The organism is Plebeiibacterium sediminum (genome assembly GCF_026013605.1).
GTDB lineage: Bacteria > Bacteroidota > Bacteroidia > Bacteroidales > Marinilabiliaceae > Saccharicrinis > Saccharicrinis sediminus.
The window spans coordinates 1-25,673 of record NZ_JAPDPJ010000071.1; the positions used below are offsets into that span (position 1 = coordinate 1).

The following is a 25,673-nucleotide window of genomic DNA, read 5'->3' on the forward strand; positions in this document are numbered from 1 at the left end:
TACTTAAAGGGGTCAACATCCGCCGGAATGTCATGCGGAAAACATCACATGAACCGGCTTCGGGAAAGGGGGTCAACATGATCAAGAATATCCATCCGTTCTTCTTTGCCATTTTATTGAATAATCTTACGTGTAGTTCAAAGAGTTATATACGGTAAATATAACTATTATTAAAATAATACCATACCATATGTTTAAAACATACGGTATGGTATATATGGTAAGTATGTTATTACCATATTCTTATCTTGTTCATAAAATATTGTAGGAGAGAGAGCGAGATTAATATCTAATAGAATACAGTAATTCTAATTTTAAATTATGACGTTACTAACAGTAATGATGGTAAGTATGGTATATAAGGTAAGTATGGTAAGACGTATTTATTCTTTTTTCGAATATGCATCTCTTGCTTTATCAAGATCTTCAGCGTTATTAATATATAATTTTAGTGCTTTATTTAAAATTTTACCGATTGAAGTACGATAATAATAAGCAATACATTTTGCATCAAATATTATTTCTGGTTCAAAGTAATAAGTTCCTTTGATTTTGGGTGATGATTTATTGTCTTTGTTATTTTTAAGATTTTCAGATATTTTTGACTCTTTACGTCTTGAAATAACATCCTTTTCTCCAAAAACATTACTATTTTTGAGTAAGGTTTCTAAAGAAGTATGTTGGTTTACTTTTTTTGCCATAATTATCGTTGTTTGTTAAGCAGTTTTTACATTATAAATAAGTGATCAACATTTAAGGTGTTCGTTTTATTCTTCTTTTCTTTTTTATTTTCTTCTTTTTTTCATCTTCGGGATATGATGTTGTATAAACAGGACCAGTAACATTGCCTATCAAATTAGTTATGTCAATAGTAGTTTTACTATGAGTGTAATTATTGGAAATAACAAGCTCATTATGTATGTCTTTGTTATCGTTATAATTTAATACAAATAAAGTGCTGTTGCAATTTATACTTTGATGATTTAGTGTCATCCTATTTAAACTTAATAAAGCTTTATAGGTGTTTTCTGGAAAATTATTCACTTTACTATATTTCATTATTTTATTTATATCAATCTTATTATTTTCCGGAAGGCGTTTGTTTACCAACAGTGAAAAACGATATAAACGGTCTTCTTTTAAATCTTTAGGTAAATCGTTGTATGGAGAATTAATGAATTTAGCGTAATTGATGATATAAGGAGTAATGTCTTTATTTTCTATATTAAATCCGTCTTTTATTTTGAAATTTAAATTTAAAAGACTTTTGTATACGTTTCCATTATACTGGTTTTCTTGAGCTGTTTTTAGCACTCTATTAGAATCAATTTTACATCTCTTATTTTGTGAACCTCCATATTGTAAATAATTTATTAAAGTCTCTAACTTTTTATGTTTTTCATTAGGGGAGAGGTTGTCATATATTAAAACTGAATGATTTTTTATAGTGATATTATCAATGGCGGAGTTTCTTTGTTCACGGTATGTTTTTGATATCGCATTTAAATATCTATAACTTTCTTCAATAGGTCTGTTATAAGCAAACAATTCATCAAATTTTAGCTCTACTTGCATTTTTAAGGAATCGCGAGAGAAACCGCCTTTAACAGCACCTGATTTTGTGTTTATATGAGTTGTCAGAGGGCTGACCTTTTTCTTGTTGCAATAGGTTTTTCGCCCAACTATAAAGTGAATATGAGTATTAATTCCCGGCTTTTTATCTCCGGATTTATGTTCTCCATTTTTGACTTCAATATCAGTTCCTTTATAATATCGATCAGATTCTAATTTTGCAAACCATCTAATATCAGAACTAGTTAATCCTCGATTAAAATTTTTTGCGTATTCTTCAAAAACAAGTCGTGTATACTCTTTAAGTTTTTCTTTATTGTTATTTACAAATTTTAATTCTGATTCAGAGAAGTTTAGTGAACCTGTATAGTATCTAAAATCTCCTCGTGCTACACCATATTGATCGTTATCAATGGTATTTGTAACTTGATAATCAGGAATTAGTTTATTTGTATTATTGAACCAAAATTCTTTATTGATCCCTTTGGGAATATCTTCTTTTGACATATACTCTAAGAAACCATTTATTGAATCTGCATTCTTTTCAGATGTTGAATCAAATTTTATATACGGCATATTAATCTGAAATTAGATAATTAAATTCTTGAATATGCTCACTTTTAAAGCCAGAGGACATTGCATGCTTATTCTCATGAGATCTATACATAACGACAAGCATTTTTTTAAGGATTTTAATTTCACTATTAAGGTCCAGAAGTGTGTTTGAGATAGTATTAGTGCTTTTATTTATTACATTCTGTTGGCTTTCAATATTCTTAATGTTATTACCTATCGTTGAGAAGAAATTATTAAAATTGACTAACAGTTCATTGAATTGATTAATCGTAATTTGTTCACTGAGCTGTTCTTCAATCTTTTTAGAAATAATAATTAATGAATCAAGTAACGGGTTCAATTTTGATTGTTCGTTTTTTCTAATGAACTGAACAACTTGATCAACTCGTTTTGTGAGTTTAGCTATTTCTTCTCTTGGTGAAAAAATTTCTTCTGCTGGATTAATTCCAGTCTTTTTAAAATAGTCAATTGCAGCATTTATAAACTCAATTTGACGTAATGCATGATGGGAAGATAATTTTTTCAAAGCATTACGTTCTTTAATGCCAATATTAGTAGTTGTTATAGTATTTGCCATAAAATGTATTTAGATATTAATTAACGTATTGTAAATGAGGGTTATATCTATGTGTTTAATATTTGGTTTGGTTAGGGATAATATATATTAAGAAACGTTATATATTGATAATTAATTCTTTATGCAATAAAGCCTTTCTTAAAAACAGAACTTTTTCTGTTACCGCTTGCCATTAACTATTATTTATGTTATAGATTTCAAAGTATTCTGTGCTATTGCGTTTTATATCTTTACCTTCTTTGCTTGGGTTAAAAATGAATCCTTTTAATTTGCAGAAATTTTTCATATTCTTTTTAAAGGAAGTAGAAGAGAATTTTTTGGCATCTATTTCTGAAAGGGATGCTTTAAATTGCTCAAAAAGCATCAATTTATCAGTCTCTTTATTTAGAAATTCACGGTAATTATCTTCAGCCCAATCAAGGAATAATTCATTAATTGATGCTCTAAGTTTATTCTTTTCTAAGTTTTCTTTTGGAGCTTCTACTAGTCCCCATTTTAAGTAAGCTTTTACACATTGGGCCATGAAATTGTAGAATCTATTTTTTTGTTCCCAACTCCAGGTTTTGCTAAAAAAATCAGTTTCAAAATCATCGCTCGGTTTTTTGTCTGGACCGTAATAGTCTGAAAAAACTACATAAAAGAATCTACGATCATGTGAATTTCCATGACTATGAACGGCATAGTTGGTTGTAATATAAAATTTAATAGACCTTTCTCTGTCTAAGACTTGAGGATCTTGAAATTTTCTATTTATATCGATTTGACCAGTTATCAAGGTGTACAGTTGTTCCCAGTCGAAGTTTTTATTTGCATCATCAAAAAATACAAGCTTTGTTGTTTGGTCTATACCTCCTAATAAATGTTTGTCACTAAATAAATTTTTATTTCTGGCTCCTCTGTAATATGTAGATAGCATTTCAATTAGAGCTTTCCCAAATAATGATTTTCCAGTTCCACCATGTTCTTCTTTGCTACCTCTTTCAATAAAATCTGTAGCAATAATTGCTCTTGTTACACTTTGTTCCCGGTAGGTATGTAATAAATACCCAATACATGTTATTTTATTAATAATATGTTGTTCAATTTCAATTAGCTGATCTGTAGAAAGATTGTTATTCGGTATTTTCCAATATACATTCGAAGTGTTAATAATGAAGTCTAAAAAATCACAATATCCTTCTTTTAATGATATAGTTAACTGGTGTAAGTGATTTTTTGAGATAGAGAAAAAATCGTCCTCTAGATTTGGATACCAGTCTATTACATTAGATTCCCATATAAAGGAGTCAAATTCTTCGTATTTAATTTGCGATATACTCGTTTTATTTATTTTCCAAACTATGCCATTGAAAAAGAAATGCTCTAGACCTGGCTCTCCAATATATTCAGGAAGAGAACGCTTATGTTCTAAATTGGAAAGTGTATTTTGATTAAAGTAGAAATTTGATCCTTGATATATCTTTTCTAATTCTAATGTTAGGCCTTTATTTTTCATTTCATTTAAAACAATATCTTTAATTTGATATTTATCTAATTCTTTAATGATAGAATTATTTTTAATTAAAATGAATTTATCTAACCCATCAATTTTATATTTATATATACCTGCCTGATTTAAGGCTGAATAAAGATTTGATAAGTTTACATTCATTTTTTCATCAGCTTTCATAACAATGTCATTTATATTAATATTAACAGATTCTTGAGTTATTGTATTGTCTATAAGTCGTTCAAAGGCTTTCTTATATTGGTATGATTTATTATCTCTTTTAGATGAAGTATTTCTATTAGTTGTTTTGTCTGAAAGAATACTAATTGTCGAAATGTTAACTCTGTAGATAAAAGAAAATCTTAAGAAGAAATTCTCTAAATGATTTATATCCGATGTTTTATCGTTATAAATAAAAATTAAATTTGTACACTTAGCCTTTAAAATACTTATTTCTAAATTTGTTACGTTAACTAATTCCTTTTTTAAGCACACAGAACGATATTCCCATTGTAAAAGTGAATTATATAGCTTTTGACTTTGTGTGATTAATATTTCTGGACTAAAAAGTGGTAAGTTCTCATAACCCAATATTTCTTTTTTGATTTTGTTTGAATCAGAAGGTACTATGGCATTAACTTTAATATTGTTATCTGATATCTTTATATTAAAATTAGCATCACTAATACATTCTTTTTGTAGTAGTTTTAACATATCATTTCTGAGCTGATTTATATGCCTCTATAGATGAATGAGGTATCTTAGTGCCATCTAAATTTGTTTTTATAAAGCCTTTCTTTATTAAAGAATTAAGCGTATTATAACAAACACCAAGTTCTTGGTAGGCTTTAGTTTTGCTATATAACTTATCGGTTTTCTTTTCCTGTTGTGTTTTTTTTATGTCATATTTTTCTAATGCGTCCATAAGAACTAATTCTAGTTCATTAATTGGAATAAGGACTAATTCAGTTTTTTGTCTTTCCATGTTAATAATGATTATATTTGATAAAATTTAACAGTTACATAATTCATCTAAATGTGATATATCATATATATATGACAAATATTGAGTGAATATTTAATATAAGCAAACATTTTTAAAGAAATTATTAGTTGTGAACTTAAAATACATATCTGATACAATTCTAAAAAAGGCTAAGCAAAAAGGAATTTCAGTTAATGAATTAGCTGAAATTATTAATGTTAGCAGAGGGGGACTTTATAAAAGTCTTGAGAATATAGGGAATATGAAATTTGCTAATGTGGTTCGATTGTGTGAAGTTTTAGAAATAAGTCTTGAAGAAACTAATAAGAATAATCAGAATGCAGATTCGATAGATTATTTTATTGATTATAATAAAATTAATTTGTTACAAAGGCTACTAGATAGTCATAAGGTTTCGATACAAGATATATGCTTATTTTTAAATGTTTCAGAGGAAGAATTTGTAAAGAAACTAAAGTCAAGTGACTTTGAAGCAAAGGAGATTGTGGGTTTATGCTCTTTTTACAAAGCACCTTATGAATTATTATTTAAAGAACATTACAAAACTAAATATAAAGGAATATCAATTGAAGATTACATAAATTTTAGATCTATGATCATGAATTCCCAAAACCTTATTAATTACAATAATGAGGTGACTTCTTCAATGATCGCTGTTGTGAAAGTTATTAATTCTATTTTTTCTGAATTGTCAAATATAAATTGTAGTAATATTGAATATGTAGAATTAATTAACTCTAACCCAGGTATATCAAATTTCCCTGTGAATATAATATTTGAGAATTCTAATATACCTATTGTATTTGTTTCAAATTACCCAAACCATTATACTTCCATTCAGTTAAATATAGAAGAAGTCGCAAATAAAACATACAATAATTTTTTGAAAGATAAAAATATTGCAATTGGAGAAGTAATATGGGTGGAGCTGTCATATTTTTCTGAAGAGAAATTAAATATAAGTATTGTTAAGCCAACTTTAAGAGATAAATTTAGTAATCCAGTATGGTATACCTTAAGGGGAGTAAGTGATAATGAAATAAAAATTGATGTTCAAAAAATAAAGGATTTCTTGGAAATAAAATAAGACTTTAGTACTGATTAGTACTAAAATAGAACTTTGTTAAGTGTTTGATTATGTGAGAAGAGAGTACGTTTAGTACAATAGTACAAAATATATAACCATATATAAAGACATAGAAAAAAACTATATTAATATTTTTTCCCTTATGGATTGTAAGATGTAAATCCATAAGGGAAAAAAGAAGAATGACAATTATACTATTGTACTGAGTTTGAAAAGAAATGAACTGTTGTATCTATTTAATTAATAGTATATTATTGTATTTTAGTACAAAAGTTCAAAAAAAAATGAAGAAAAATAGATACTATATAATCATAGCGTATAAATTAAAGTGTTTAACAATTGATTGATAATTTGTCATAACAAATCTGTAATAAGCTTACTTATAATTCATTGTGAGACCAGGGTTCGAAACCCTCCAGCTCCACAATAAACATGATGTCCACTCTATTTAGGGTGGATTTTTTGTTTTATATATCCTCGCTAAGTCATTTAAAGAATAGTTGATTTTCATTAAATGAATCGTTACTTCGGATAAATAATTATTTTTACAAACACTAACTCAAAATAAATAATCATAAACTATGGCATCGGGATTTTTTGCACTCTTTGATGATGTTGCCACCTTAATGGATGATTTGGCTACAATGAGTAAAATCGCCACCAAAAAAACAGCAGGTATTTTAGGTGATGATCTTGCTGTTAATGCTGAGAAGGCAACCGGTTTTGTATCTGCAAGAGAATTACCTGTGATTTGGGCTATAACAAAAGGTTCCTTTCTGAATAAAATGATTATACTTCCCATTATTATTCTTTTAAGTTTGTTTGCACCGCAGGCTGTTGTTCCTATTTTATTAGTTGGAGGGTTATATTTGGCATACGAAGGAGCAGAAAAGGTATACGATTACATTTTTAAACAACATTCAAAAGAAAAAACAGAACAACCACTAAATGTACTCAATAAAGAAGATATTCTTACACAAGAAAAACAAAAGATAAAATCAGCCATTGCAACAGATTTTATTTTATCTCTTGAAATTGTGATTATAGGGTTGAGTACTGTAGCTGACAGACCATTAGTTATTCAAATCCCTGTTTTGATTGTAGTTGCTATAGCCACCACTATAGGTGTTTATGGAATAGTAGCCCTAATAGTTCGTCTGGATGATATGGGGTATAAAATTATTGCTAAAGGGGAACAGGTAAATAAAACAATATTGAAGAAGCTGGGATTGCTATTGGTTAAATCACTGCCTGTAATCATAAAAATATTGGCTGTTGTAGGTACGTTAGCAATGTTGGTTGTAGCAGGAGGCATATATGTTCATCATATACAAATCATTCATGAATGGATACACTTTTTACCTTCGATATTTCAGGAACTCTCAACAGGATTAGTAATTGGTTTAATCGCAGTAATAACCTGGAGAATAATTGTCAGGATAAAGAATAAAGTAAAGCATCTAGTATCAGTGATTTTATTTTAATAAGAAGATTGTTTTATTGAATATTGGTCATATAATTTCGTGATGATAAAGTATTTGAAGCTACCTCTTAAGGACCTTTACAATCATTTTTTTATGTATATTTTTTCTATTAATTGCCACATGGAACGCGCCGAAAAAACAATCATTCTCATGTGTGAGAAATAATTTCTCATGGTTCGTTTCATATACAGGATTAAACAAATTACTATCCTTGTTTGTCTTAATTAGGTAAAAAGATTTCTATACGAAATATGTTTTTTAAAAGAGTATAACGTACTAATATAATGTTGTATAGTTATTGGTTGTATGTGATTATAAGATGTTACGTATACAAATCAATTTTGCAATTTTAGACATAAAGCAATATCTTGCAACAATTGTACTCCGTAAAAAATATCATTAACATATAAAAATAAACTTTGTGCTGGTTGTCCTGTTTTAACAATTAGCATGGAGCATATTGTCGTAAAAGATTATTATGATTGAAAAAGAAAAGACTGAAATTGACAACGAAGCACATCTAAAAAGTACCAAAAAGTATTTTGATGTTGATGGACCAGTATTCTGGCCGGCAGCAATAGTCATTATACTGTTTATTACCACTACATTAATTGTAGGGAAACCAATGAATAGAATATTCTCTACAATTCAAACATCCATCTCTAATTTTGGAGGATGGTTTTTTGTAATATCCATTAATGTATTCTTATTTTTTGTAATATTTATTGCATTTAGCAAGTTCGGAAAAATAAAGTTGGGTGGACCTAAAGCCAAACCGGAATTTTCCAAAGGAGCATGGTTTGCAATGCTTTTTAGTGCAGGAATGGGTATTGGTATACTGTTTTGGAGTGTTGGAGAACCCATTAAACACTTTATTCATCCTCCGGGAAGCGAGCCAAGAAGTATTGAGGCTGCACGTAATTCGTTAGAAATAACTTTTTTACACTGGGGGTTACATGCCTGGGGTATTTATGCTTTAGTAGGAATGGCTTTGGCCTTTTTTACTTTCAATAAAAAATTACCGCTTACAATTAGTTCTATATTTTATCCTCTTTTGGGTAAAAAAATATACGGACCATGGGGTAAGGCCATTAATGTATTGGCTGTAGTGGCCACATTATTCGGATTGGCAACATCGTTAGGTTTAGGAGTACAACAGGTAAGTGCTGGTTTAGCACACCTGTTTAAAATACCAGATAATACAACCACTCAGGTAATACTGATTATTGTAATTACCTTGGCAGCTACCACATCTGTTGTTGCAGGATTAAGTGCAGGAGTAAAGCGTTTAAGTGAAATAAACATGGTACTCGCAGCTATCTTTTTGTTATTTATGATTGTTGTGGGTCCAACCATCTTTATCTTCGATTCATTTATCCAGAATGTTGGAGGATATATACAAAACTTCTTTGAGTTATCTACATGGACTGAAACTTATCAGCAATCAGCATGGCAAAATGACTGGACAGTGTTTTATTGGGCATGGTGGATTAGCTGGTCTCCATTTGTAGGTATGTTTATTGCCCGTATTTCGAGGGGAAGAACCTTAAAAGAATTTGTACTGGGTGTATTGATTGTTCCAACCTTATTAACCTTCTTATGGCTTTCAGCATTTGGAGGAAGTGCTATGTTTTTAGAGTTAAACTCAATGGCTGATATAGCAGGAGCTGTAACCAATAATATAGCCACTTCGTTGTATGTGCTGTTAGAACAATTTCCAATATCAACAGTAACTTCAATTGTTGGTGTTATATTAGTGGCCAGTTTCTTTGTAACGTCATCCGATTCGGGTTCGTTGGTAGTGGATTCATTAACTGCCGGAGGTAAATTGGATGCTCCGGTGGCACAACGTATATTTTGGGCATTAACTGAAGGTGCTGTTGCTGCTGTTCTGTTAGTGGGAGGAGGTTTAAGTGCCTTACAAACGGCATCTATATCAACAGGTTTACCCTTTGCCATTATATTGCTTTTTGTGGTATGGAGTCTGATGAAAGGATTGCGCGAAGAGCATACTGATTTAATGGAACTGAAACGAGAAAAAGAGCACAAAGAATACGTAGAAACAATTACAAGGATGTTGCAAAAAAGAGGTAAACTTTCTGCAGCACCAAAGTCTGTTGATAATAATAACGAGAAGAAATAACCCGTAAAATAGATAAGAAATATGTATCAATTAAATCATATATTGGTTTGTCTTGATTTAACGGAAATGGATGATTCCCTTATCCGGTATGCAAGCTTTTTGGTGAATAAGGTAAAACCGGAAAGTATTACTTTCTTACATGTAATGAAGCCTTATGATATTCCAAAAGAATTATTAGAAGCCTTTCCTGAACTAGATGAACCAATTCCTGATATTATTAGGGAAGATCTTCAGAAGAAAATAGATCAGCAATTTCAAAATGAGATACCTGTTAATACAAATGTTGTTGTAAGAGAAGGTTTTCCAACAGAAGTAATTGTAAAATATACCCAAAAAAACAGAGTTGATTTAACTTTAATGGGTAAAAAAGTGGGTTATGCCGGAGGTGGAGGTATTGTAAGAAAAGTGGTGGGTATTATTCCTTCTTCTGTTCTTATAGTTAGTGAATCGGTTCACGAAGGTTTGGATAATCTGTTGGTACGAATGGATTTTTCTAAAACCAGCGAATTGGCATTACGTATGGCTTTCCGTTTACAGGAATTAACCGGAGCAAAAGTGGCTTGTCATCATACCCATAAATTACCTATTGGTTATTTCCCTCAGGTTAATTTAGAGAAGGACGAAAAGTTGCAAAAGTACATCAAGAAAATAAGTGATAAAGAATTCCAGAAGTTTAAGAAACTATACAAGTACAATACTGATGATATTGCATTTTCGTTTTCTGTTGATGCAGAAAATGAGGAGGACCAGATTTTATATCGTCGGGCAATGACTACCGGAGCAGATATGATTATCATAGGTTCTTCAATGAGTTCGGAGCTGGCAAATATTATTTTGGATGCTACATCTGAAAAACTGGCTTCATCAGATAAAAATATACCGGTATTTATTGTAAATGATATCAGTAAGGCAATGGTATTTTTAAGAAGTTTATTTCAATAAAGCAATGTATTATGACACGTTATTTATCCGGAACTAAAACAGTAGTATTTATAATTGTGCTATCATTCCTTGTATCATGCACCATGACTACAACACAGGAAGAGGATCGCTCACTTAAAATAGTATATACAGATTGGTCAGAGAGTGTGGCTATTACCTACCTGTCGTCTGTTTTGCTGCAAAAGATGGATTATAACGTGGAATTAAAACTGACTGATGTTAAAACAGCCTATCAGGAGGTGGCCGATAATAAAGCAGATCTATTTACAGACGCCTGGTTGCCAGAAACCCATAAAGCTTATTATGAAGCTCATAAAGAACATATTGATATGCTTGGAATTGTTTATCCAGAAGCAAAAATAGGTTTGGTGGTTCCTGAATACAGTCCGTTAAAATCAATAAGTGATTTAGGCAGTTATGATTTTGATATTGTGGGTATTGATGCTGGGGCAGGAGTGATGCAAAAAACAAAGAATGCTATTAATGAGTATTTGTTAAAAAATACTTTGCTTGAATTATCAGAAGAAAAGATGGTGAATCAATTGAATGATTCTATTTTACGAAGAAAGGACATAGTAATAACAGGATGGGAACCTCATTGGATTTTTGCACGTTATGAGGTTCGTTTTCTTGAAGATCCGGATCATATCTTTGGATCAAAAGAAAATATCTATACCATTACCAATACAGAATTTGAAGAAGCACATCCTGATGCGGTTCGCTTTTTTGAACGTATGCAGTTAACCGAAAAACAACTCAATAGTCTGGTTTATGAAATCAGATTACATGATGACCCGGTAATTGGCGTTGAAAAGTGGATTAATCAAAATGAATTTGTAGTAAACCAATGGATAAAGAATCTAACTAAAGAGCGTAAAAAGATTATGTAATTAGATTCACTTCTATATTTATAAGATACAAGAGTCACATGTTTAAATAAACTGTGGCTCTTTTTTATATTCTATTGAGAGTTAACTTAAAATTAAATTAAATAAACGATTAACTAACTTTATATAATATTTGCGTATCAATAAATGCTATTTTAGAGATTTGTTTTCTTAATTCCATATTTTCAGATGACACAGAATAATGAAATAACAGACAAAAGGCGTATTGCAGAAATCTCTGCAGTTTTAGCTACAGGAATAGGAAAATTCATTTTTATGGATTATTTAGATTGGAAACTTCCATTTATTATTACTTCTATTGTTGCATGGACTGTATATGTTTTGTGGCAAAGTAGCAATAATAAAATTATATTGAATCACTGGGGATATAGGTTTGACAACTTTATGCAATCACTGAAACTGGTTTTGCCATTTGGCATTATTGCTGTAATAAGTTTCATTGTAATTGGAATAATTCAAAATACAATTAACCCAAGTTGGCACTTAATACCAATACTTATCATATATCCTTTATGGGGGGTTATACAACAGTTTTTAGTAATAGCATTAGTTGCTGGGAATCTACAAGATATAGAATCAATCACAATCAGAAAGCCTGTAACAATATTGATCACCGCTGTCTTTTTTGGAATCATACATTATCCGTACGGATGGTTAATGATAGGAACTTTTATTCTCGCTCTATTTTATGGATATACATATTTAAAAATAAGAAATATTTATGTTTTGGGACTTTTTCATGGTTGGCTTGGTGGTTTATTCTTTTATACTGTGGTCAATCGAGATCCGTTTATTGAAGTATTCGGAAAGTTTATTAATTAACTCGCCATTAACTTTTTATACTGCACCTGTTTGTTAAAGACCTGAATTTATCCAAATCATCGATTGATTTAAAATATAAAAACCTTAAAAACGTTTATATTCTATCTTGAATGACCATTATGGTGTATAATACCTAAGATACTTAAAGCAAACACGGTGTATAAAAAATTAAATATCTGCTAAAGCTATTGCTAATTATGAATACAAACAATAAACCTGAATTACGAACAGAAAGGTTATTTTTAAGACCCGTTATGTCTCAGGATGCTCCATTTATCTTTAATTATCGATCCGACGCAGAAACAAACAAATATCAAGGTTGGATTCCTGAAAACCTAAATGATGTAGATATTTTTTTAAGTAAAATTTCACCACAAATTAATATTGAAAACACCTGGTATCAATTTGTTATTATTGAAAGTAATCAATTAGAGATTATTGGTGATATAGGAATTCATTTTCTTGGTGAACAACAAGCTGAAATTGGTTGTACTTTGGCCAAAGAGTTTCATGGTTATGGTTACGCTACAGAAGCTCTTAAATCAATTATAACGTTTTTGTTTAATCAACTTAATAAACATCGTATCATCTGTTCTATTGATCCGAACAACGTAAACTCCATTGAACTAGTTAAAAGGTTAGGTTTTAGAAAAGAAGCTCATTTTAAAGAGAGTCTGTTTATAAATGGAGAATGGGTTGATGACATTGTGTATGCGATATTAAAAAGAGAATGGAACTAAATAATAGACTTGTTCAACAATATAATTTAGTAATTAATGATTTATAGTATTGGGAATAAGTAGTTATATTCTAATCATTTCGTGTACGACATACTTACGTCATTTCTATGTCATTTAAAATGACATTAAATGGCAAGTAAATGGATACAATTTGACGCAAGACTTTATAATTACCCTAGCCTATATTTGAATCAGTAATAATCAATAATAACTCATATGAACTCACATACGAAGATAAAAGAACTAAGAGAACGAAATGGATTATCTCAGGAAGAACTATCCGAAACTTCAGGCGTCAGTTTAAGAACCATTCAAAGAATAGAAAATGGAGAAAGTGTGCCAAGAGGTAGTACTTTAAAAACCATTGCTACATCATTAAATGTTTCATCCGATCTACTTATAAAGGCACCAGAGGAAATAACTACAATTGAAGCGAACACTGACATAACCAGGAAAAGAGGCTTTAGGTTTCCCTGGTATATTTTGGGCTTTACTATTATTGGAGCTTCATTGGGTTTTTTAATTGGACTCATTCTGGTATTCAATAAGATTTTACCAGATTCAGAATATGGAGGAATGACTGTATTTTCATTGGCCATTTTAATTGGAGCTATTGGAATGGTTATAGGAAAGTATGTTGAAAGTAAAACAATTAATTGATCATAGAACGTAATCTATAATTAATGAGATCTTTTATTTATGTGTTTACAATATAACCTCAAAATAAGACTTTTAATATTCATCATTTCTTTTATTGGATTGGCAAATCATCTTCTAGCCCAGTCTGATGATACATTTACAATAAAAGGCCAGGTTAAAATGAGGATAGCGACTGGAGATGTTATTCCAACAAATGCTTGTTTAAGAATATCATCCATTAAAAAAGGAACTTGTGCAAAAGAAGGAGGATATTTTAGCATTGACAGTGTACAATCTGGAGCATATAAATTAGAGGTTGTAGGGTTGGGATTTGATAAGTTTGATACAATAATTAATGTGACCAGTAACATGGAAACAATTGAAATTATATTGTTGGAAAAGTGCGAAGTTGATCGGGAAACTGCTATAAGCGATATCAAATTAAATAAACCACGCTTACTTCTTGTTGGAGGAATTGCACCAACATACATTGCTAACAAAGAAGTATTTGAGAACAAATATAATATTCAATACGAGGATCTGGGTTGTGTTGCACCACCTCAGGAATGTATTGAACAGTACAATTTGGAGATATTTGAATATCTGGATGAGAAATATGGTGAGGTGTGGAGAAGTGAGGTAAATGAAAATGTAATTGGAATTGAAAAATGGCAACAGTAAGCACTCCACCTTATCTTTATAAATAAAGCTAACCTCATTATATTTAATATGAAATCAACATATTTATTCACTACGTTTATTATAATTGGTATGCTTTCCTTGGGCTGTGAGTATACAAAAAAGCATGACTATTTATTAAGAACCGTAAAAGGTGATTTTAATGAAATAGGGGCAGAAAATGGGTATGTGAATTCCAGTGGCGAAATGGTTATAGATTATGGAAAGTACTATCACTGCGTAACAGACACCTTCAGAAACTTTGCCATTGTATATACCAAATCAGGTAAAATTGTAGGAATTGACAGGGGAGAGCATGAACTATATGAAGTATTTGTTTACGACAATGGACCGGATCCATTAAGTGATGGACTATTTAGAATTGTAAAAGATGGAAAGATTGGTTATGCCGATAGAAATGGATCAATAGTAATTGAACCCATATATCAATGTGCATTTCCATTCAAAGAAGGAATCGCAAAAGTATCAAAAGACTGTAATCAGTTACAGGATGGTGAACATTATCAATGGGAAAGCAAGCAATGGATTTTTATAAATAAAAAAGGTAAAGAAATAACTACCGCAAATTAATTCGTAAAAGCAATCAAATCTACCGGCTGTTATTTGTATGTGTCGCTTATCAATTAAAGGGTAATACCTAGGGATCAACCATAAGCTCATATCATTAAAATATTATGTATATTCGTTCGAATATTTGAAAAGCAAAATAATATAACAAGATAGTAGCGATAACGACAATGTGTTTGTTGTTGTGTTGCCAATCATTTTGAAGGAGTTTACTGCACATGAAACTAATTGAAAGAATAGCATATATAGGATTTTGGATTAACATACTCTTTATTGTTTTCTACTTTGTAGGAATGCCTATTTTATTTCTTAATACTCCTGATTTTTTTGAGGTAATTTCTGCGAATGGAAGATGGAATCCTTACTATTTAAGTTTTTCCTTTTTAAATATTGTAGCCGCATTGCATTGGGTGTATTGTTTTTGGTTTCTTTTTAAGTATGACAGGTATTCAAAATCAATATTTCCATTATTCTTTTTAAATGTACTTTATGCACCAATTTATTATTACAGAGTAAAGATTATAAAAAGACCTTTAAGAAATAAGGTTAATAAACCTGAAGAAATCATTAAGGAAGAAAATGTTATTAACGAACAAGACTTCAATGAACTTACAAGGGGTAGCATAATAGCAACATTTAACTTATGGGCTTCAGGTTCTGAGCAATTAAAGTTGCGTGACATATACAATAGCTCTGAAGTTTCGAATGCATTATTTGATTATTGGAATGATTACTCAATGAATGATGATGATACTTTGAAAAAAGCTTTTAATCCTGAGGAAATTGAATTACTAGCTGAATTTGATAAAGAAATTAGTTCTGTGGAAAATCATTATAGTAGAAATTTCCCTCCTATAGAAAAATTTATGGAAACGAAGGAATGGAAAACCATACATCTAAAGGCAGTAGATATATTAAGGAAAATAGAATAAGAAAATAAGGTTGTGAACAATATATAAAGTAGATAAGCTGTTCGGACTATTTTGGTAGGATTGTACATCATATTAGCCAACGTTACTTTATTCTGAACGTCATAATACAAAATCGATGAAACATTTTACTTATCTGATAACGATTGTTGTGGTTTTGATCGGTTGTAATCAAACTATTAAGAAAAAGGAGCAAAGCCATGTTGTTAAGGAAAGTATTGAAAAGAAACTTGGCACTTCAAAAATTCACATAGAAAATCTTAAAAATACAACACCTCATATAATAATTTCCGAATATGAACAATGGCAAAAGTTAATAGAAACAGTTATCACTAATGATAGTTTGTATCGCTATGAAAAGAATTGGCAAAATGGTGTTTTCAAGGAAGAAATATTAAGTATTGAATCTCAAGGCTTATATCAGCAAATCAATGAAATTTTTAAAAAAGACTTCCCAAGAAATCAAGAATTTTACGAAGATGGGAGTGGAAATACATATTTCATTCATTTGAAAAATATGAGAGCTGAGTTACCTAATATTGAAGTTTCTTTTAAGAACTGTAAATCAAAAGAACTAGAGCAACTTATATCAGTAATTAATAAAAAACTCCCAGAAATCGAACATATTAAATTGAAGGGTAAGAATATAGTAGACAACTTTGTGCCAGCAGATTCAATTGAAACTTGGAGTTCTCTTAAATCCATTGCAAAATACAACTCGCTTACGACATTTGGCCTTAAAAATATCGACAAGAATGTACTTACATTATTAGATTCTACAAAATTCGGAAAAAGGATTAGTAAAACATCTTCTTTAAAGTCGTCCTATATTGTTGCAGTAAGGAAAAATATCGGAAAATACTATCCTTGTATTATACTTGGTGAACAATATGAATGCGATGGTATTGTAAAATTTTTAGCAGTGTTTATGGTTGATTCAACATTTGAAGAAGCTGGTGATTTTGAATTAATTTCCGGAAATGGATTTGATTCAGAAGGAGAGTGGGATTATGCCGGAACATTTAAAGATTCTTTATTGCAAATTGACAGAAAAAATTCTTATGAATGCTATGAAAATAATACAGAAGGAATCTCAAAATTACAAGTGCTAGAGCAATTTGTTCTTCATCCTAATGGACAAATTGAAGAGATAAAAACAGACACAATTGAAATAATATTCTGTAGGTAATAGCATATTAATTTAAGTATAGTTCATGACCCATCTAAAGTTTTACCTCCCAAATCAGACCTGCATAGTCTAATTGGTATGCAGGTTATATCTAAACCCAATAATTATATTTGCCACATTGCATACAACCCATGAAAAAAGATTTTACATATGAGAAATATTATATTAATTATTATTGGATTTATATTAACCATTAATTTATCCGCACAAACAAGTCGAAAAGTTATTCAACTGACAGGGGATATATCAGATAAATATCCCATTGTAATGACTTTAAATATTGAAAATGGGAAAGTATTTGGATTCTATTACTACGAAAAATACAAGACAAAAATCTTGCTAGTGGGTCAAATGACAGGTAATAAATTTACTTTAAACGAATCTCCTGACTATGAATCTGATTTCAAAACAGGATTTATTGGTGAAATAATTGATTCTAATTTTATTGGTAACTGGGTTGACAAGACCAAGGAAAAAACATTAAAATGTGACTTAATAATCAACTCAGAAACACATGCAAACCTAACAACGGATATTTTAGGAATTGAAGGTACTTATGAAAGTATTTATAACTCTGAAAAATATATAGGATCGGTTAACTTAAAGAATATAGCCGGAGATTTATTTTGTTTTGAAATATCAAATGGAACAGAGTCTGGTTGTGTTGGGTTTTTAAATGGACTTGTTGAATTAAAAGAATTAAAAAGTGGTATTTTCTCAACCCAATCATGTGAAAAGCTTGAATTCCAATTGACAAGTAACGAATTGACTGTTATAGAATATAATTGTGATCTTCATGGAATGAGATGTCCATTTGAAGGAAAATATAGAAAGAAGGAGTAAAGGTATTAAGTTATCTATCTAATTTATAGATTGCTTCCAAGAGCTGATCGTTATTTATAACATTAAAATATTATGTATATTCGTTCGAATATTTGAAATACGGAAGAATATAACAACATATAAGAACGATAAAGACAAGGTGTTTATCGTTGTGTTGCCAATAATGCAGCCAGCATTAAAAATAATTATAATGACAATTAAAAAATTTATTTTAAATCCATTAGATAGGTTCCAATATAATTTAGTAAAAGAAAATAAAATCCCAGTTTTCGTTTTCCCTTTATTATATGGCACATTAGTAGCTATAAGCTTATCATTAAATAATTATGGATATTCGAAAATAGGGGATTTATTAGGTCATTTACCATTAATGATTATAACTCGAGCTGTTTTGATTCTAATTTCTTGTTTCATATATTCTTGGATAGTATTATTAATTAGTCTTCTCTTAAAAGGGTTATCAAACATAAATTATACTTTTTCTTTAGTTTCATATTCTTTAATACCATTGATAATCGGCGCATTAATATTTCTGATTTTGAAGCTGATTTTTATAACAGCTAATGCATCGATGTATTCATTTAAATTGCTTTATAAATTTATATATTATTTTCAGCATGTCTTTAACCTTTGGACTATTTATTTATTGATTATAGGGAATGCCATGATTAATGACTTTTCAAAGATGAAATCAATTATAGCGTGTGCAGGCATAATTACTATTTTTATCATTTTAAGTGTTGTTTACTAATGAATATGCACAATACTCCACAGGCTGCCACAAAACATACAAGTAACCACTAATACCATATTAACTAAATAAACAAAAATGAAAAACCTAATCTTAATAGTATTATTTCTTGTTCCAATATGGAGTTTTGGTCAGGAAGAAAAAGAAACTTCGAAAAAGATTTCCGCTGAATTTGAAAAGTTGTACAATTCGGGCGAATATCAAAATATATTTAATCTGTTTTCTCCGGAAATGAAAATTGCTTTGCCAATAGAAAAAGCAACAGACTTTTTTAGCAGTCTTAAAACACAAGCAGGAAATATTACAAGCAGAAAGTTTGCAAAATATGAAATGACCTATGCATCATATGTAACAAATTTTGAAAGAGCATTATTTGTTGTAAATATATCACTTGACAGTAATGAAAAGATAAATGGATTTTATGTCAAACCATTTAAGGACAATAGTCTTCCAAAACCTGAAAGAAATAAATCAGCGTTAATTTTACCATTTAAAGGACAATGGACCGTATTCTGGGGAGGAGATAGCAAAGAATTGAATTATCATATTGAAAGTGAAGCTCAGAAAAATGCTTTTGATATTATTATTATAGATGAAAACGGAAAGACCTTTAAAACTAACGGAAAATCAAACGATGATTATTATGCTTTTGGAAAAGAAATAATTGCACCATGTGATGCAGAAGTTGTTTTAGTGGTTGATGGAGTAAAAGACAATATTCCGGGTGAGTTAAATCCAATTTATCTGCCAGGAAATACTGTAATACTTAAAACAGCTCATCATGAATATTTATTCTTTGCCCATTTTAAACAAAATTCTATTGAAGTAAAACAAGGACAAAGTGTAAAGCAAGGTGAACTTTTAGGACTTTGTGGTAACTCAGGAAATTCAACGGAAGCTCACCTGCATTTTCATATCCAAAATGTAGAAGATATGAATAAAGCAACAGGAATGAAATGCTATTTTAAAGAAATAATAGTAAATGATTCAGTGAAAAAGGATTATTCTCCTATAAAAGGTGATAGAATAGCAAACAAGTAGAAGCAACAGGAAACTGTGCTTGATAATTAAAGGTAGAACCTAAACCATTGGGGCATTTAATATGCTTCATTGTATAATGCATAGGCCGCTACGATTGTAATCCATAATGTAGCCTTTAACTTATTATTTTAACGTTTAGTTGCAATAGTAAAAAAATTAAAGGCATTGAATAATATGAGGATTTTTAAGAGGATATTGATTTTTGTAATTGTGGTTCTAGGCTTATTTGCTCTTGAGTTTTTTGATTATGTAGACGAATTATAGCTATTTATTCAAAACATTACCTGCAGTTTTAAAAGGTCACCTTTTAGAAATATATAATTCAAAATTAAACTAATGATAACAAAGCGAAGTTTAAAAGAGTGGTTTGTATGGTATTGGCCCAGTCGCAGAACCGTAATTGGTTGGACTTTCATTAGCTTGATTTTTTGTTTACTTGTGCTTTTAATACATGGAAACCCATTTGAGCAATCTTTAAATAAAAAACGTTTTAAAGGAATTGCAGACAACGTAGAAATCATTAGTATTGATAGAAAAGAATATTTAAGTCAAGATGAAACTGGAAATAAAATAAGGACATTAGGTTATAGTGTAAAATATACTTACCATGTAAAAGGGAAATTGTATTTTGGAACTAATTTTTTGAATAAAAGCAATATCCACTCTAAAAAGTTAGATAATATTTTACAAGGAGATTACGAAGTCCGATATATGCTTGCTAAACCAGATCACTCTATTATCATTCAGAAATAATAAAACACCCGATAACAAATAAATAATACTAAAATGAAACAAACACTATTTTTAATCTTAATGATTTTTTCTTTAAATCATAGTTATGGACAAAAGCTTTTTAAATTTATTGAAGACCATAATCTGGAAAAAGTAAAACAAATTGTTGAGAAAGGTGAAGATGTTAATATGATTAAAGAAAATGGATATTCTCCAATTTTTTCGTCTTGTGCCAGAGGCTACAAGGATATTGCAGAATATTTGATAAGTAAAGGCGCAAATGTTAATGCTAAATTGAATAATGGATTAACTCCATTACATGCAGTTGCACAGAATGGTAATTTTGATATTGCGACGATTCTATTAGATAATGGGGCAAAGTTAAATATAAAAGATGATCATGGTTGGACAGCACTAAGATTTGCAGCAAGAAACGGGAGAACCGATTTGGTTAAACTTTTTGTTGAGCATGGTTCTGAAATAGATGTAAAAGCAAGTGATAAAGCAACTCCATTAGCAAATGCTGCCGGTCAAGGACATGTTGAAATTGTAAAGTATTTATTAGAAAAAGGTGCAAATGTAAATAACCAGGATAAGGATAATGATACCCCGGTAATGTATACTGCCTATAAAGGACGAATAGAAACTTTAAAGATTCTGTTGCAATACAATCCTGATCTTACTTTGAAAAATAACGATAAAAAAACAGCTCTGGATTTAGCAAAAGATCATGGACAACCAGAAATTGAAAAAATGATTAAAGAAGCCATGTAATAATTTATTTGCGTAACTAGTTGGGATAAAACATAACATTTTGCGGCTAGGTGTAACACCTTTGTCTCATGTAAAGTAAATTGACACCTTGAATATTATGACACAACTTTATCTCTAAAATCAGGGCATACATAATACCAAACATAGTAAGTAATATTAAAAACTATTAATGGGATTTGGATTTAATTTAGGAATGATTTTCATAATACTGCCTTTGAGTGGATTACTTCTTATTCTTTGGTTGATAACAAAGAAGTCATTATTTGTAAATGCGTTGGGGATAATATGGGGATTGATAGTTATTCTTGTATTAATTTCCGGAGCAACACACTTTATATTTGATAAAAAGAAGTTAAAGCATAAAGATTTCTACGGAACCTATGTTATTGATAGAGGCTTTTTTAAGGGCAAACAAGCAGATTGGCAATATGACCATTTCAGATTTGAAATAACAAAGGATGATAGTATTTTCTTTTATGTAACAGATAAAGAGGAAATTAAAAGAACTTATAAAGGAACAATTTCTACTTTAAAACAATATTATTCCGAAAGATTAGTGATAAATATGGAAAAACCTACTCATCACATTATGATTAGTAATCCCACAATATATCGTGAGACCTGGGATTTTTATTTGGTTTTTAATTCATCGAAATTCTATAATATGTATTTTAGAAAAGGTATATGGAGATCAATAGAATAACATAATAATTGTCAACATAATATCACAACAAGCAGTATCGCCCCTTAGTGGGTTTAAAGAGATTATAACTTATATATATCTTATAACCCCAGAGGGGTTACATGTTTATAGTGTTATGTTATAAACATAAATCGACTCCAGCGGAGTCGAACCTCAATTATAATATCTATGATAAATATGTGATGCCTCTGGCATCATTTTAACAAACTGTAATTGATTTATATTTGCTTGTAGAAAATAAAAGGGTGATAGCCCAGGCTTTGATTTGATTGATTTTAAATCAGTCTTTTAAACCATTGCTTTCATTCTTGATTGACATTACTAATAAAAAGATAGAGTCTAACCAAAACTTAAACAAATGAATTCAGAATTAATAGTAATAGCCTTATTTGGTATTTTAAACATATTTATTGAAGGACTTTTATGGGGAATGATGGGATATGTAATTTTTAAAAGCTTAAGAATTAATGATAAATACTGGATTCTTGGTGCATGTGTATCAGGGCTCATTTATTTCATTTGGGATGAAATTATCACAGGCGGATTAGTAAGAAAATTACAACTTAAGATCAATAATGAATCTGTCAGTAATTTTATTGACAGTGACATGTTTACGCTTGATTTTTCCGATCTTGCTTTTAGTGTTGTAGCACTAATTGTTGGATTTAAAATTAGTAAGAGCATCGTTAATAAAATGATTAGTAAACAAATTATTGACCAGAGTTGTAATAATTAAAACATCGTAAGTGATGGAATTTAACCAGCCAAAACGCTACCAAATAATGAAATACCTATATATAATATCATTGTTAGTTTGTTTTGGCACACCAATATTTGGCCAGACAGATATTTTAGAACTCATACCAGAGCATCAGCGTAGGTTAGGAGGCATTAAACATATTAAAGAATTATTCCAGCCAGACAATAATGATAATTCAAAAAGAGAGCCTGAAATAAGTAATGAGTATTGGTTTGATAAACAGGGTAAGATAACAAAAGAAATTGCGTTTAAAAAATATCTTGACAGGGGAGATACCCTAAAAACTATATACTATTATTATAAAGATACTTTACTAGTTAAAGAGCTGATTATCGACTACCTAAAGTATGATTTAGTTGTGCGCAAGCTTGAACCCAGAACGCAAACTTTATGATGAAAAAAATTATCGACAATATTATTAATCCAAACTTGATAACCTTGATTCTTTACGGATTGTTATCACTTGTCTGTTTAGTAACATATGTTTGGTGGTTTTCATTTGTCTGGGAATTCATTTTTAGCGTGACACATTATATTATTGGACTACTAGTAACATTAGGTATTGGCCTTAATATTTCATACACTATTGATAAAAAACATGGTACAAAATTGAAACGCTATATTTTGGTTTCTCTAGCTCAGTTGATTATCATTTGGACAGTGGCAAATCCCATAAGAACATGGCAAATTGAAAGCTCAAAGAACAAAGCTAGACTAATAATAGAATCCTTGGAAACATACAAGATGCAATATGACAATTACCCAACATCATTAGCTGAACTTGGTAATAAACTTAACTTGGTTCTACCGAATCGGACAAATATTGGGACAAAATATTTATATACCATGTATAGTAACAAGAACTACAGTTTGGCATTTACTTCCTATTATGGGTATATGGCTAGCTATAATAATGAACAGGGTGAATGGGGTTTTACAGACTAATAAAAGCCAGCACACAACACGTTGCAATAGCGCATAAGGGGTACGTGATTTTTGGAAGTTCTCTGCAAAGTCTACCAGCGCCAAATCGCAGATTTGGCTTAAAAATGAAATGTAAAACAAATATGCGCTTTAGCTTTGTGCAATTATGAAAGTCTGTGAGGTTAAATCCCCTTACGACGCCATGCAACAACCGATAGTAATAGTACGTTTGAGATTAATTATGAATATGAATTTGATGCATACAACAGACTTGTTAACTATAATAGAAATCGTTTTTGGAGAGAGTCATATTATTATAATAAGTCGGGATTAATCGATACATTATACTCAGGTACACGGATGAATTATACCATATCAGTTTATACCTACAGGAACAATAACAGTTTTAAAAAAAATAACTCATACAATCCTACACATCATAACAGGTTAGAATCCAAAACATATTATGACCATTATGGTAGAGAAATGAAATACAAAAGATATACTCCAGGAAATAGTCATACTACCAAATACCGAAGAACAAAGTATAATGCCAATGGTACATTACAAACTTTAGTGACAGAAACTGTTGAGAACTGGAGATTTAAAAAGCACTATAAATACAATAAACAAGATAATCTTATCATCGTAAAAGAGAAAAAAATAGATCCACGAAGTGTTTATCCGGATTTAGCAATAGAATTTGATGAGTCTGGAGAAGAGGTAAAACAGAGCAAAAAGGAACAAAGAGCTCACAAAGAAAAAGTAAAAGGAGTACTCATGCTAGTACCTTTATGTACGATTACAATATCAATAATCTTATTACCAGTATTCAGGAATATCAAGATAAAAAAAGATCATATTGTTTAATAAGAACCTATATTTATGAGTATTATTAATTACTTGAATAAAATCCCGAAATAATAGCATGCAATACTTATGTTATTAACCTCATATTTAATACGCCAAATTCTAAGCCGTTTAAAATAAGCCGATTGATTATCTCAATAATGCTTAAATTTTCCCGTTTGCTCCAATATTAATTCTAAAATAGTGACCTATTCCTTTAAAAGCCTTAATTCATCCATATTTTAAGGTATAAATAGCTAAAATATAGCATCTATATTTTTTTAGTTATATCTAATTTTAAAACTTTTTTATCTAAAATTAGAAATCATAAAACATGAATACGGTTACATTTGAACCACATTATTCAAATTGAAATAAGTATAAAAAATCAATACAATAAATATTGGCCAATCATAATAAATAAACCTTAAAATAATAAACTATGAGAATCAATACTACCTGACTAAGAAAATCCTGTTACTGTTTCTATTGTAGTAAATACTGGATAATGAGGTAAAACTGTCTTCAGTTAAAATTTAATCGTTTTAATAGCCTGAATAACCATCATTAGAGGTTTGTAACTGCCAATAATGCCCGGAGAACCTTTTGTATTAGTTACAAAGACCTCCGCAGAGCTTGCAACAAGGGTCGCAAGGCTTGCAAAGGCACTTACATCGCTTACAAAGAGGTTCGGAGCTGACTCAATGACAGTTTACACTGAATCAATGTCAGGTCGCACTGCCTCAATGACAGTTGGACCTGAATCAATGACAGTTTACAGTGACTCAATGACAGTTTACATTCAATCATTAAAAGGTAACGCGTTTGCAGCAATGGGTATGTTCAAAATTCTGTGTCAGAGTTTGTTTATATGTTCATTTCTTTTTTGAAATCAATATCAAAAGCTTTGAAGGCCAAGTAAAGATT

The 25,673-nt window shown here is 30.1% G+C and carries 27 protein-coding genes; 22 read left to right on the forward strand and 5 right to left on the reverse strand.

Annotated features, from left to right (window positions below):
• Positions 1 to 383: 383 nt before the first annotated feature.
• The 5 genes from OM075_RS20690 to OM075_RS20710 form a co-directional block, all read right to left on the reverse strand.
• Entirely contained in the window at positions 384 to 701 is a 318-nt protein-coding gene (locus OM075_RS20690; protein ID WP_301192459.1) for a hypothetical protein, read from the reverse strand.
• A 52-nt stretch (positions 702 to 753) separates the two neighbouring features.
• Positions 754 to 2,148 (reverse strand): DUF5712 family protein, encoded by a 1,395-nt coding sequence (locus OM075_RS20695; RefSeq protein ID WP_301192460.1) that lies wholly within the window; start codon positions 2,146 to 2,148, stop codon positions 754 to 756.
• A gap of 1 nt (position 2,149) precedes the next feature.
• Positions 2,150 to 2,725, reverse strand: coding sequence for a BfmA/BtgA family mobilization protein (locus OM075_RS20700; protein ID WP_301192461.1), 576 nt, complete (start codon positions 2,723 to 2,725; stop codon positions 2,150 to 2,152).
• A gap of 172 nt (positions 2,726 to 2,897) precedes the next feature.
• Positions 2,898 to 4,928, reverse strand: coding sequence for a primase-helicase family protein (locus tag OM075_RS20705; protein WP_301192462.1), 2,031 nt, complete (start codon positions 4,926 to 4,928; stop codon positions 2,898 to 2,900).
• A gap of 1 nt (position 4,929) precedes the next feature.
• Positions 4,930 to 5,199: a hypothetical protein gene (locus OM075_RS20710; RefSeq protein ID WP_301192463.1), complete on the reverse strand. Its 270-nt coding sequence runs from the start codon at positions 5,197 to 5,199 to the stop codon at positions 4,930 to 4,932.
• Positions 5,200 to 5,329: 130 nt separating this feature from the next.
• On the opposite strand from OM075_RS20710, the gene OM075_RS20715 reads away from it, so the two are divergent.
• From OM075_RS20715 to OM075_RS20820, 22 genes are all read left to right on the forward strand, one after another.
• Complete coding sequence (locus OM075_RS20715) at positions 5,330 to 6,307, forward strand: helix-turn-helix domain-containing protein (protein WP_301192464.1); 978 nt, start codon at positions 5,330 to 5,332, stop codon at positions 6,305 to 6,307.
• Between the two features lie 581 nt (positions 6,308 to 6,888).
• Positions 6,889 to 7,791 carry a DUF808 family protein gene (locus OM075_RS20720; RefSeq protein WP_301192465.1) on the forward strand — a complete coding sequence of 301 codons (903 nt, stop codon included), beginning with the start codon at positions 6,889 to 6,891 and terminating at the stop codon, positions 7,789 to 7,791.
• A 478-nt stretch (positions 7,792 to 8,269) separates the two neighbouring features.
• Positions 8,270 to 9,934: a BCCT family transporter gene (locus OM075_RS20725; RefSeq protein ID WP_301192466.1), complete on the forward strand. Its 1,665-nt coding sequence runs from the start codon at positions 8,270 to 8,272 to the stop codon at positions 9,932 to 9,934.
• A 21-nt stretch (positions 9,935 to 9,955) separates the two neighbouring features.
• Positions 9,956 to 10,876, forward strand: a complete 921-nt coding sequence (locus OM075_RS20730) for a universal stress protein (protein WP_301192467.1) — start codon at positions 9,956 to 9,958, stop codon at positions 10,874 to 10,876.
• Between the two features lie 11 nt (positions 10,877 to 10,887).
• Positions 10,888 to 11,766, forward strand: a complete 879-nt coding sequence (locus OM075_RS20735) for a glycine betaine ABC transporter substrate-binding protein (protein ID WP_301192468.1) — start codon at positions 10,888 to 10,890, stop codon at positions 11,764 to 11,766.
• Positions 11,767 to 11,952: 186 nt separating this feature from the next.
• Positions 11,953 to 12,606: a CPBP family intramembrane glutamic endopeptidase gene (locus OM075_RS20740; protein WP_301192469.1), complete on the forward strand. Its 654-nt coding sequence runs from the start codon at positions 11,953 to 11,955 to the stop codon at positions 12,604 to 12,606.
• Between the two features lie 197 nt (positions 12,607 to 12,803).
• Entirely contained in the window at positions 12,804 to 13,346 is a 543-nt protein-coding gene (locus OM075_RS20745; RefSeq protein ID WP_301192470.1) for a GNAT family N-acetyltransferase, read from the forward strand.
• A gap of 216 nt (positions 13,347 to 13,562) precedes the next feature.
• Positions 13,563 to 14,006 (forward strand): helix-turn-helix domain-containing protein, encoded by a 444-nt coding sequence (locus tag OM075_RS20750; RefSeq protein ID WP_301192471.1) that lies wholly within the window; start codon positions 13,563 to 13,565, stop codon positions 14,004 to 14,006.
• A gap of 159 nt (positions 14,007 to 14,165) precedes the next feature.
• Positions 14,166 to 14,666, forward strand: coding sequence for an FEKKY domain-containing protein (locus tag OM075_RS20755; protein WP_301192472.1), 501 nt, complete (start codon positions 14,166 to 14,168; stop codon positions 14,664 to 14,666).
• A 48-nt stretch (positions 14,667 to 14,714) separates the two neighbouring features.
• Positions 14,715 to 15,254 (forward strand): WG repeat-containing protein, encoded by a 540-nt coding sequence (locus OM075_RS20760; protein ID WP_301192473.1) that lies wholly within the window; start codon positions 14,715 to 14,717, stop codon positions 15,252 to 15,254.
• 215 nt (positions 15,255 to 15,469) lie between these two features.
• Entirely contained in the window at positions 15,470 to 16,183 is a 714-nt protein-coding gene (locus tag OM075_RS20765) for a hypothetical protein (RefSeq protein ID WP_301192474.1), read from the forward strand.
• Between the two features lie 115 nt (positions 16,184 to 16,298).
• The gene (locus OM075_RS20770; protein ID WP_301192475.1) at positions 16,299 to 17,369 is read left to right on the forward strand and encodes a hypothetical protein; all 1,071 of its coding nucleotides are present in this window, start codon (positions 16,299 to 16,301) and stop codon (positions 17,367 to 17,369) included.
• Between the two features lie 150 nt (positions 17,370 to 17,519).
• Complete coding sequence (locus OM075_RS20775; RefSeq protein ID WP_301192476.1) at positions 17,520 to 18,212, forward strand: hypothetical protein; 693 nt, start codon at positions 17,520 to 17,522, stop codon at positions 18,210 to 18,212.
• A gap of 190 nt (positions 18,213 to 18,402) precedes the next feature.
• Positions 18,403 to 18,963, forward strand: a complete 561-nt coding sequence (locus OM075_RS20780; protein ID WP_301192477.1) for a YIP1 family protein — start codon at positions 18,403 to 18,405, stop codon at positions 18,961 to 18,963.
• 78 nt (positions 18,964 to 19,041) lie between these two features.
• Positions 19,042 to 20,004 carry a DUF3887 domain-containing protein gene (locus OM075_RS20785; protein WP_301192478.1) on the forward strand — a complete coding sequence of 321 codons (963 nt, stop codon included), beginning with the start codon at positions 19,042 to 19,044 and terminating at the stop codon, positions 20,002 to 20,004.
• Between the two features lie 336 nt (positions 20,005 to 20,340).
• Entirely contained in the window at positions 20,341 to 20,757 is a 417-nt protein-coding gene (locus OM075_RS20790) for a hypothetical protein (RefSeq protein ID WP_301192479.1), read from the forward strand.
• Between the two features lie 33 nt (positions 20,758 to 20,790).
• Positions 20,791 to 21,510: an ankyrin repeat domain-containing protein gene (locus OM075_RS20795; RefSeq protein ID WP_301192480.1), complete on the forward strand. Its 720-nt coding sequence runs from the start codon at positions 20,791 to 20,793 to the stop codon at positions 21,508 to 21,510.
• A 169-nt stretch (positions 21,511 to 21,679) separates the two neighbouring features.
• Entirely contained in the window at positions 21,680 to 22,213 is a 534-nt protein-coding gene (locus OM075_RS20800) for a hypothetical protein (RefSeq protein WP_301192481.1), read from the forward strand.
• A 358-nt stretch (positions 22,214 to 22,571) separates the two neighbouring features.
• Complete coding sequence (locus tag OM075_RS20805) at positions 22,572 to 22,949, forward strand: hypothetical protein (protein WP_301192482.1); 378 nt, start codon at positions 22,572 to 22,574, stop codon at positions 22,947 to 22,949.
• Between the two features lie 46 nt (positions 22,950 to 22,995).
• Positions 22,996 to 23,367, forward strand: a complete 372-nt coding sequence (locus tag OM075_RS20810; protein WP_301192483.1) for a hypothetical protein — start codon at positions 22,996 to 22,998, stop codon at positions 23,365 to 23,367.
• A complete protein-coding gene (locus tag OM075_RS20815; protein ID WP_301192484.1) occupies positions 23,364 to 23,918 on the forward strand; it encodes a hypothetical protein in 555 nt (184 codons plus the stop codon). The genes OM075_RS20810 and OM075_RS20815 overlap by 4 nt, the downstream gene beginning before the upstream one ends.
• Positions 23,919 to 24,383: 465 nt before the next feature.
• Positions 24,384 to 24,767 (forward strand): hypothetical protein, encoded by a 384-nt coding sequence (locus tag OM075_RS20820; protein WP_301192485.1) that lies wholly within the window; start codon positions 24,384 to 24,386, stop codon positions 24,765 to 24,767.
• The last annotated feature ends 906 nt before the right edge of the window (positions 24,768 to 25,673 follow it).

Excerpts from the sequence above, each read along its gene's own strand:
- OM075_RS20810 (WP_301192483.1), top strand. The coding sequence starts at position 22,996 with ATGAAATACCTATATATAATATCATTGTTAGTTTGTTTTGGCACACCA.
- OM075_RS20725 (WP_301192466.1), top strand. The coding sequence starts at position 8,270 with ATGATTGAAAAAGAAAAGACTGAAATTGACAACGAAGCACATCTAAAA.
- OM075_RS20745 (WP_301192470.1), top strand. The coding sequence starts at position 12,804 with ATGAATACAAACAATAAACCTGAATTACGAACAGAAAGGTTATTTTTA.
- OM075_RS20795 (WP_301192480.1), top strand. The coding sequence starts at position 20,791 with ATGAAACAAACACTATTTTTAATCTTAATGATTTTTTCTTTAAATCAT.
- OM075_RS20775 (WP_301192476.1), top strand. The coding sequence starts at position 17,520 with ATGAGAAATATTATATTAATTATTATTGGATTTATATTAACCATTAAT.
- OM075_RS20790 (WP_301192479.1), top strand. The coding sequence starts at position 20,341 with ATGATAACAAAGCGAAGTTTAAAAGAGTGGTTTGTATGGTATTGGCCC.
- OM075_RS20710 (WP_301192463.1), bottom strand. The coding sequence starts at position 5,199 with ATGGAAAGACAAAAAACTGAATTAGTCCTTATTCCAATTAATGAACTA.
- OM075_RS20780 (WP_301192477.1), top strand. The coding sequence starts at position 18,403 with ATGACAATTAAAAAATTTATTTTAAATCCATTAGATAGGTTCCAATAT.
- OM075_RS20735 (WP_301192468.1), top strand. The coding sequence starts at position 10,888 with ATGACACGTTATTTATCCGGAACTAAAACAGTAGTATTTATAATTGTG.
- OM075_RS20755 (WP_301192472.1), top strand. The coding sequence starts at position 14,166 with ATGAGGATAGCGACTGGAGATGTTATTCCAACAAATGCTTGTTTAAGA.
- OM075_RS20765 (WP_301192474.1), top strand. The coding sequence starts at position 15,470 with ATGAAACTAATTGAAAGAATAGCATATATAGGATTTTGGATTAACATA.
- OM075_RS20770 (WP_301192475.1), top strand. The coding sequence starts at position 16,299 with ATGAAACATTTTACTTATCTGATAACGATTGTTGTGGTTTTGATCGGT.
- OM075_RS20815 (WP_301192484.1), top strand. The coding sequence starts at position 23,364 with ATGATGAAAAAAATTATCGACAATATTATTAATCCAAACTTGATAACC.
- OM075_RS20750 (WP_301192471.1), top strand. The coding sequence starts at position 13,563 with ATGAACTCACATACGAAGATAAAAGAACTAAGAGAACGAAATGGATTA.
- OM075_RS20785 (WP_301192478.1), top strand. The coding sequence starts at position 19,042 with ATGAAAAACCTAATCTTAATAGTATTATTTCTTGTTCCAATATGGAGT.
- OM075_RS20695 (WP_301192460.1), bottom strand. The coding sequence starts at position 2,148 with ATGCCGTATATAAAATTTGATTCAACATCTGAAAAGAATGCAGATTCA.
- OM075_RS20740 (WP_301192469.1), top strand. The coding sequence starts at position 11,953 with ATGACACAGAATAATGAAATAACAGACAAAAGGCGTATTGCAGAAATC.
- OM075_RS20800 (WP_301192481.1), top strand. The coding sequence starts at position 21,680 with ATGGGATTTGGATTTAATTTAGGAATGATTTTCATAATACTGCCTTTG.
- OM075_RS20700 (WP_301192461.1), bottom strand. The coding sequence starts at position 2,725 with ATGGCAAATACTATAACAACTACTAATATTGGCATTAAAGAACGTAAT.
- OM075_RS20805 (WP_301192482.1), top strand. The coding sequence starts at position 22,572 with ATGAATTCAGAATTAATAGTAATAGCCTTATTTGGTATTTTAAACATA.
- OM075_RS20720 (WP_301192465.1), top strand. The coding sequence starts at position 6,889 with ATGGCATCGGGATTTTTTGCACTCTTTGATGATGTTGCCACCTTAATG.
- OM075_RS20730 (WP_301192467.1), top strand. The coding sequence starts at position 9,956 with ATGTATCAATTAAATCATATATTGGTTTGTCTTGATTTAACGGAAATG.
- OM075_RS20820 (WP_301192485.1), top strand. The coding sequence starts at position 24,384 with ATGAAATACAAAAGATATACTCCAGGAAATAGTCATACTACCAAATAC.
- OM075_RS20705 (WP_301192462.1), bottom strand. The coding sequence starts at position 4,928 with ATGTTAAAACTACTACAAAAAGAATGTATTAGTGATGCTAATTTTAAT.
- OM075_RS20690 (WP_301192459.1), bottom strand. The coding sequence starts at position 701 with ATGGCAAAAAAAGTAAACCAACATACTTCTTTAGAAACCTTACTCAAA.
- OM075_RS20760 (WP_301192473.1), top strand. The coding sequence starts at position 14,715 with ATGAAATCAACATATTTATTCACTACGTTTATTATAATTGGTATGCTT.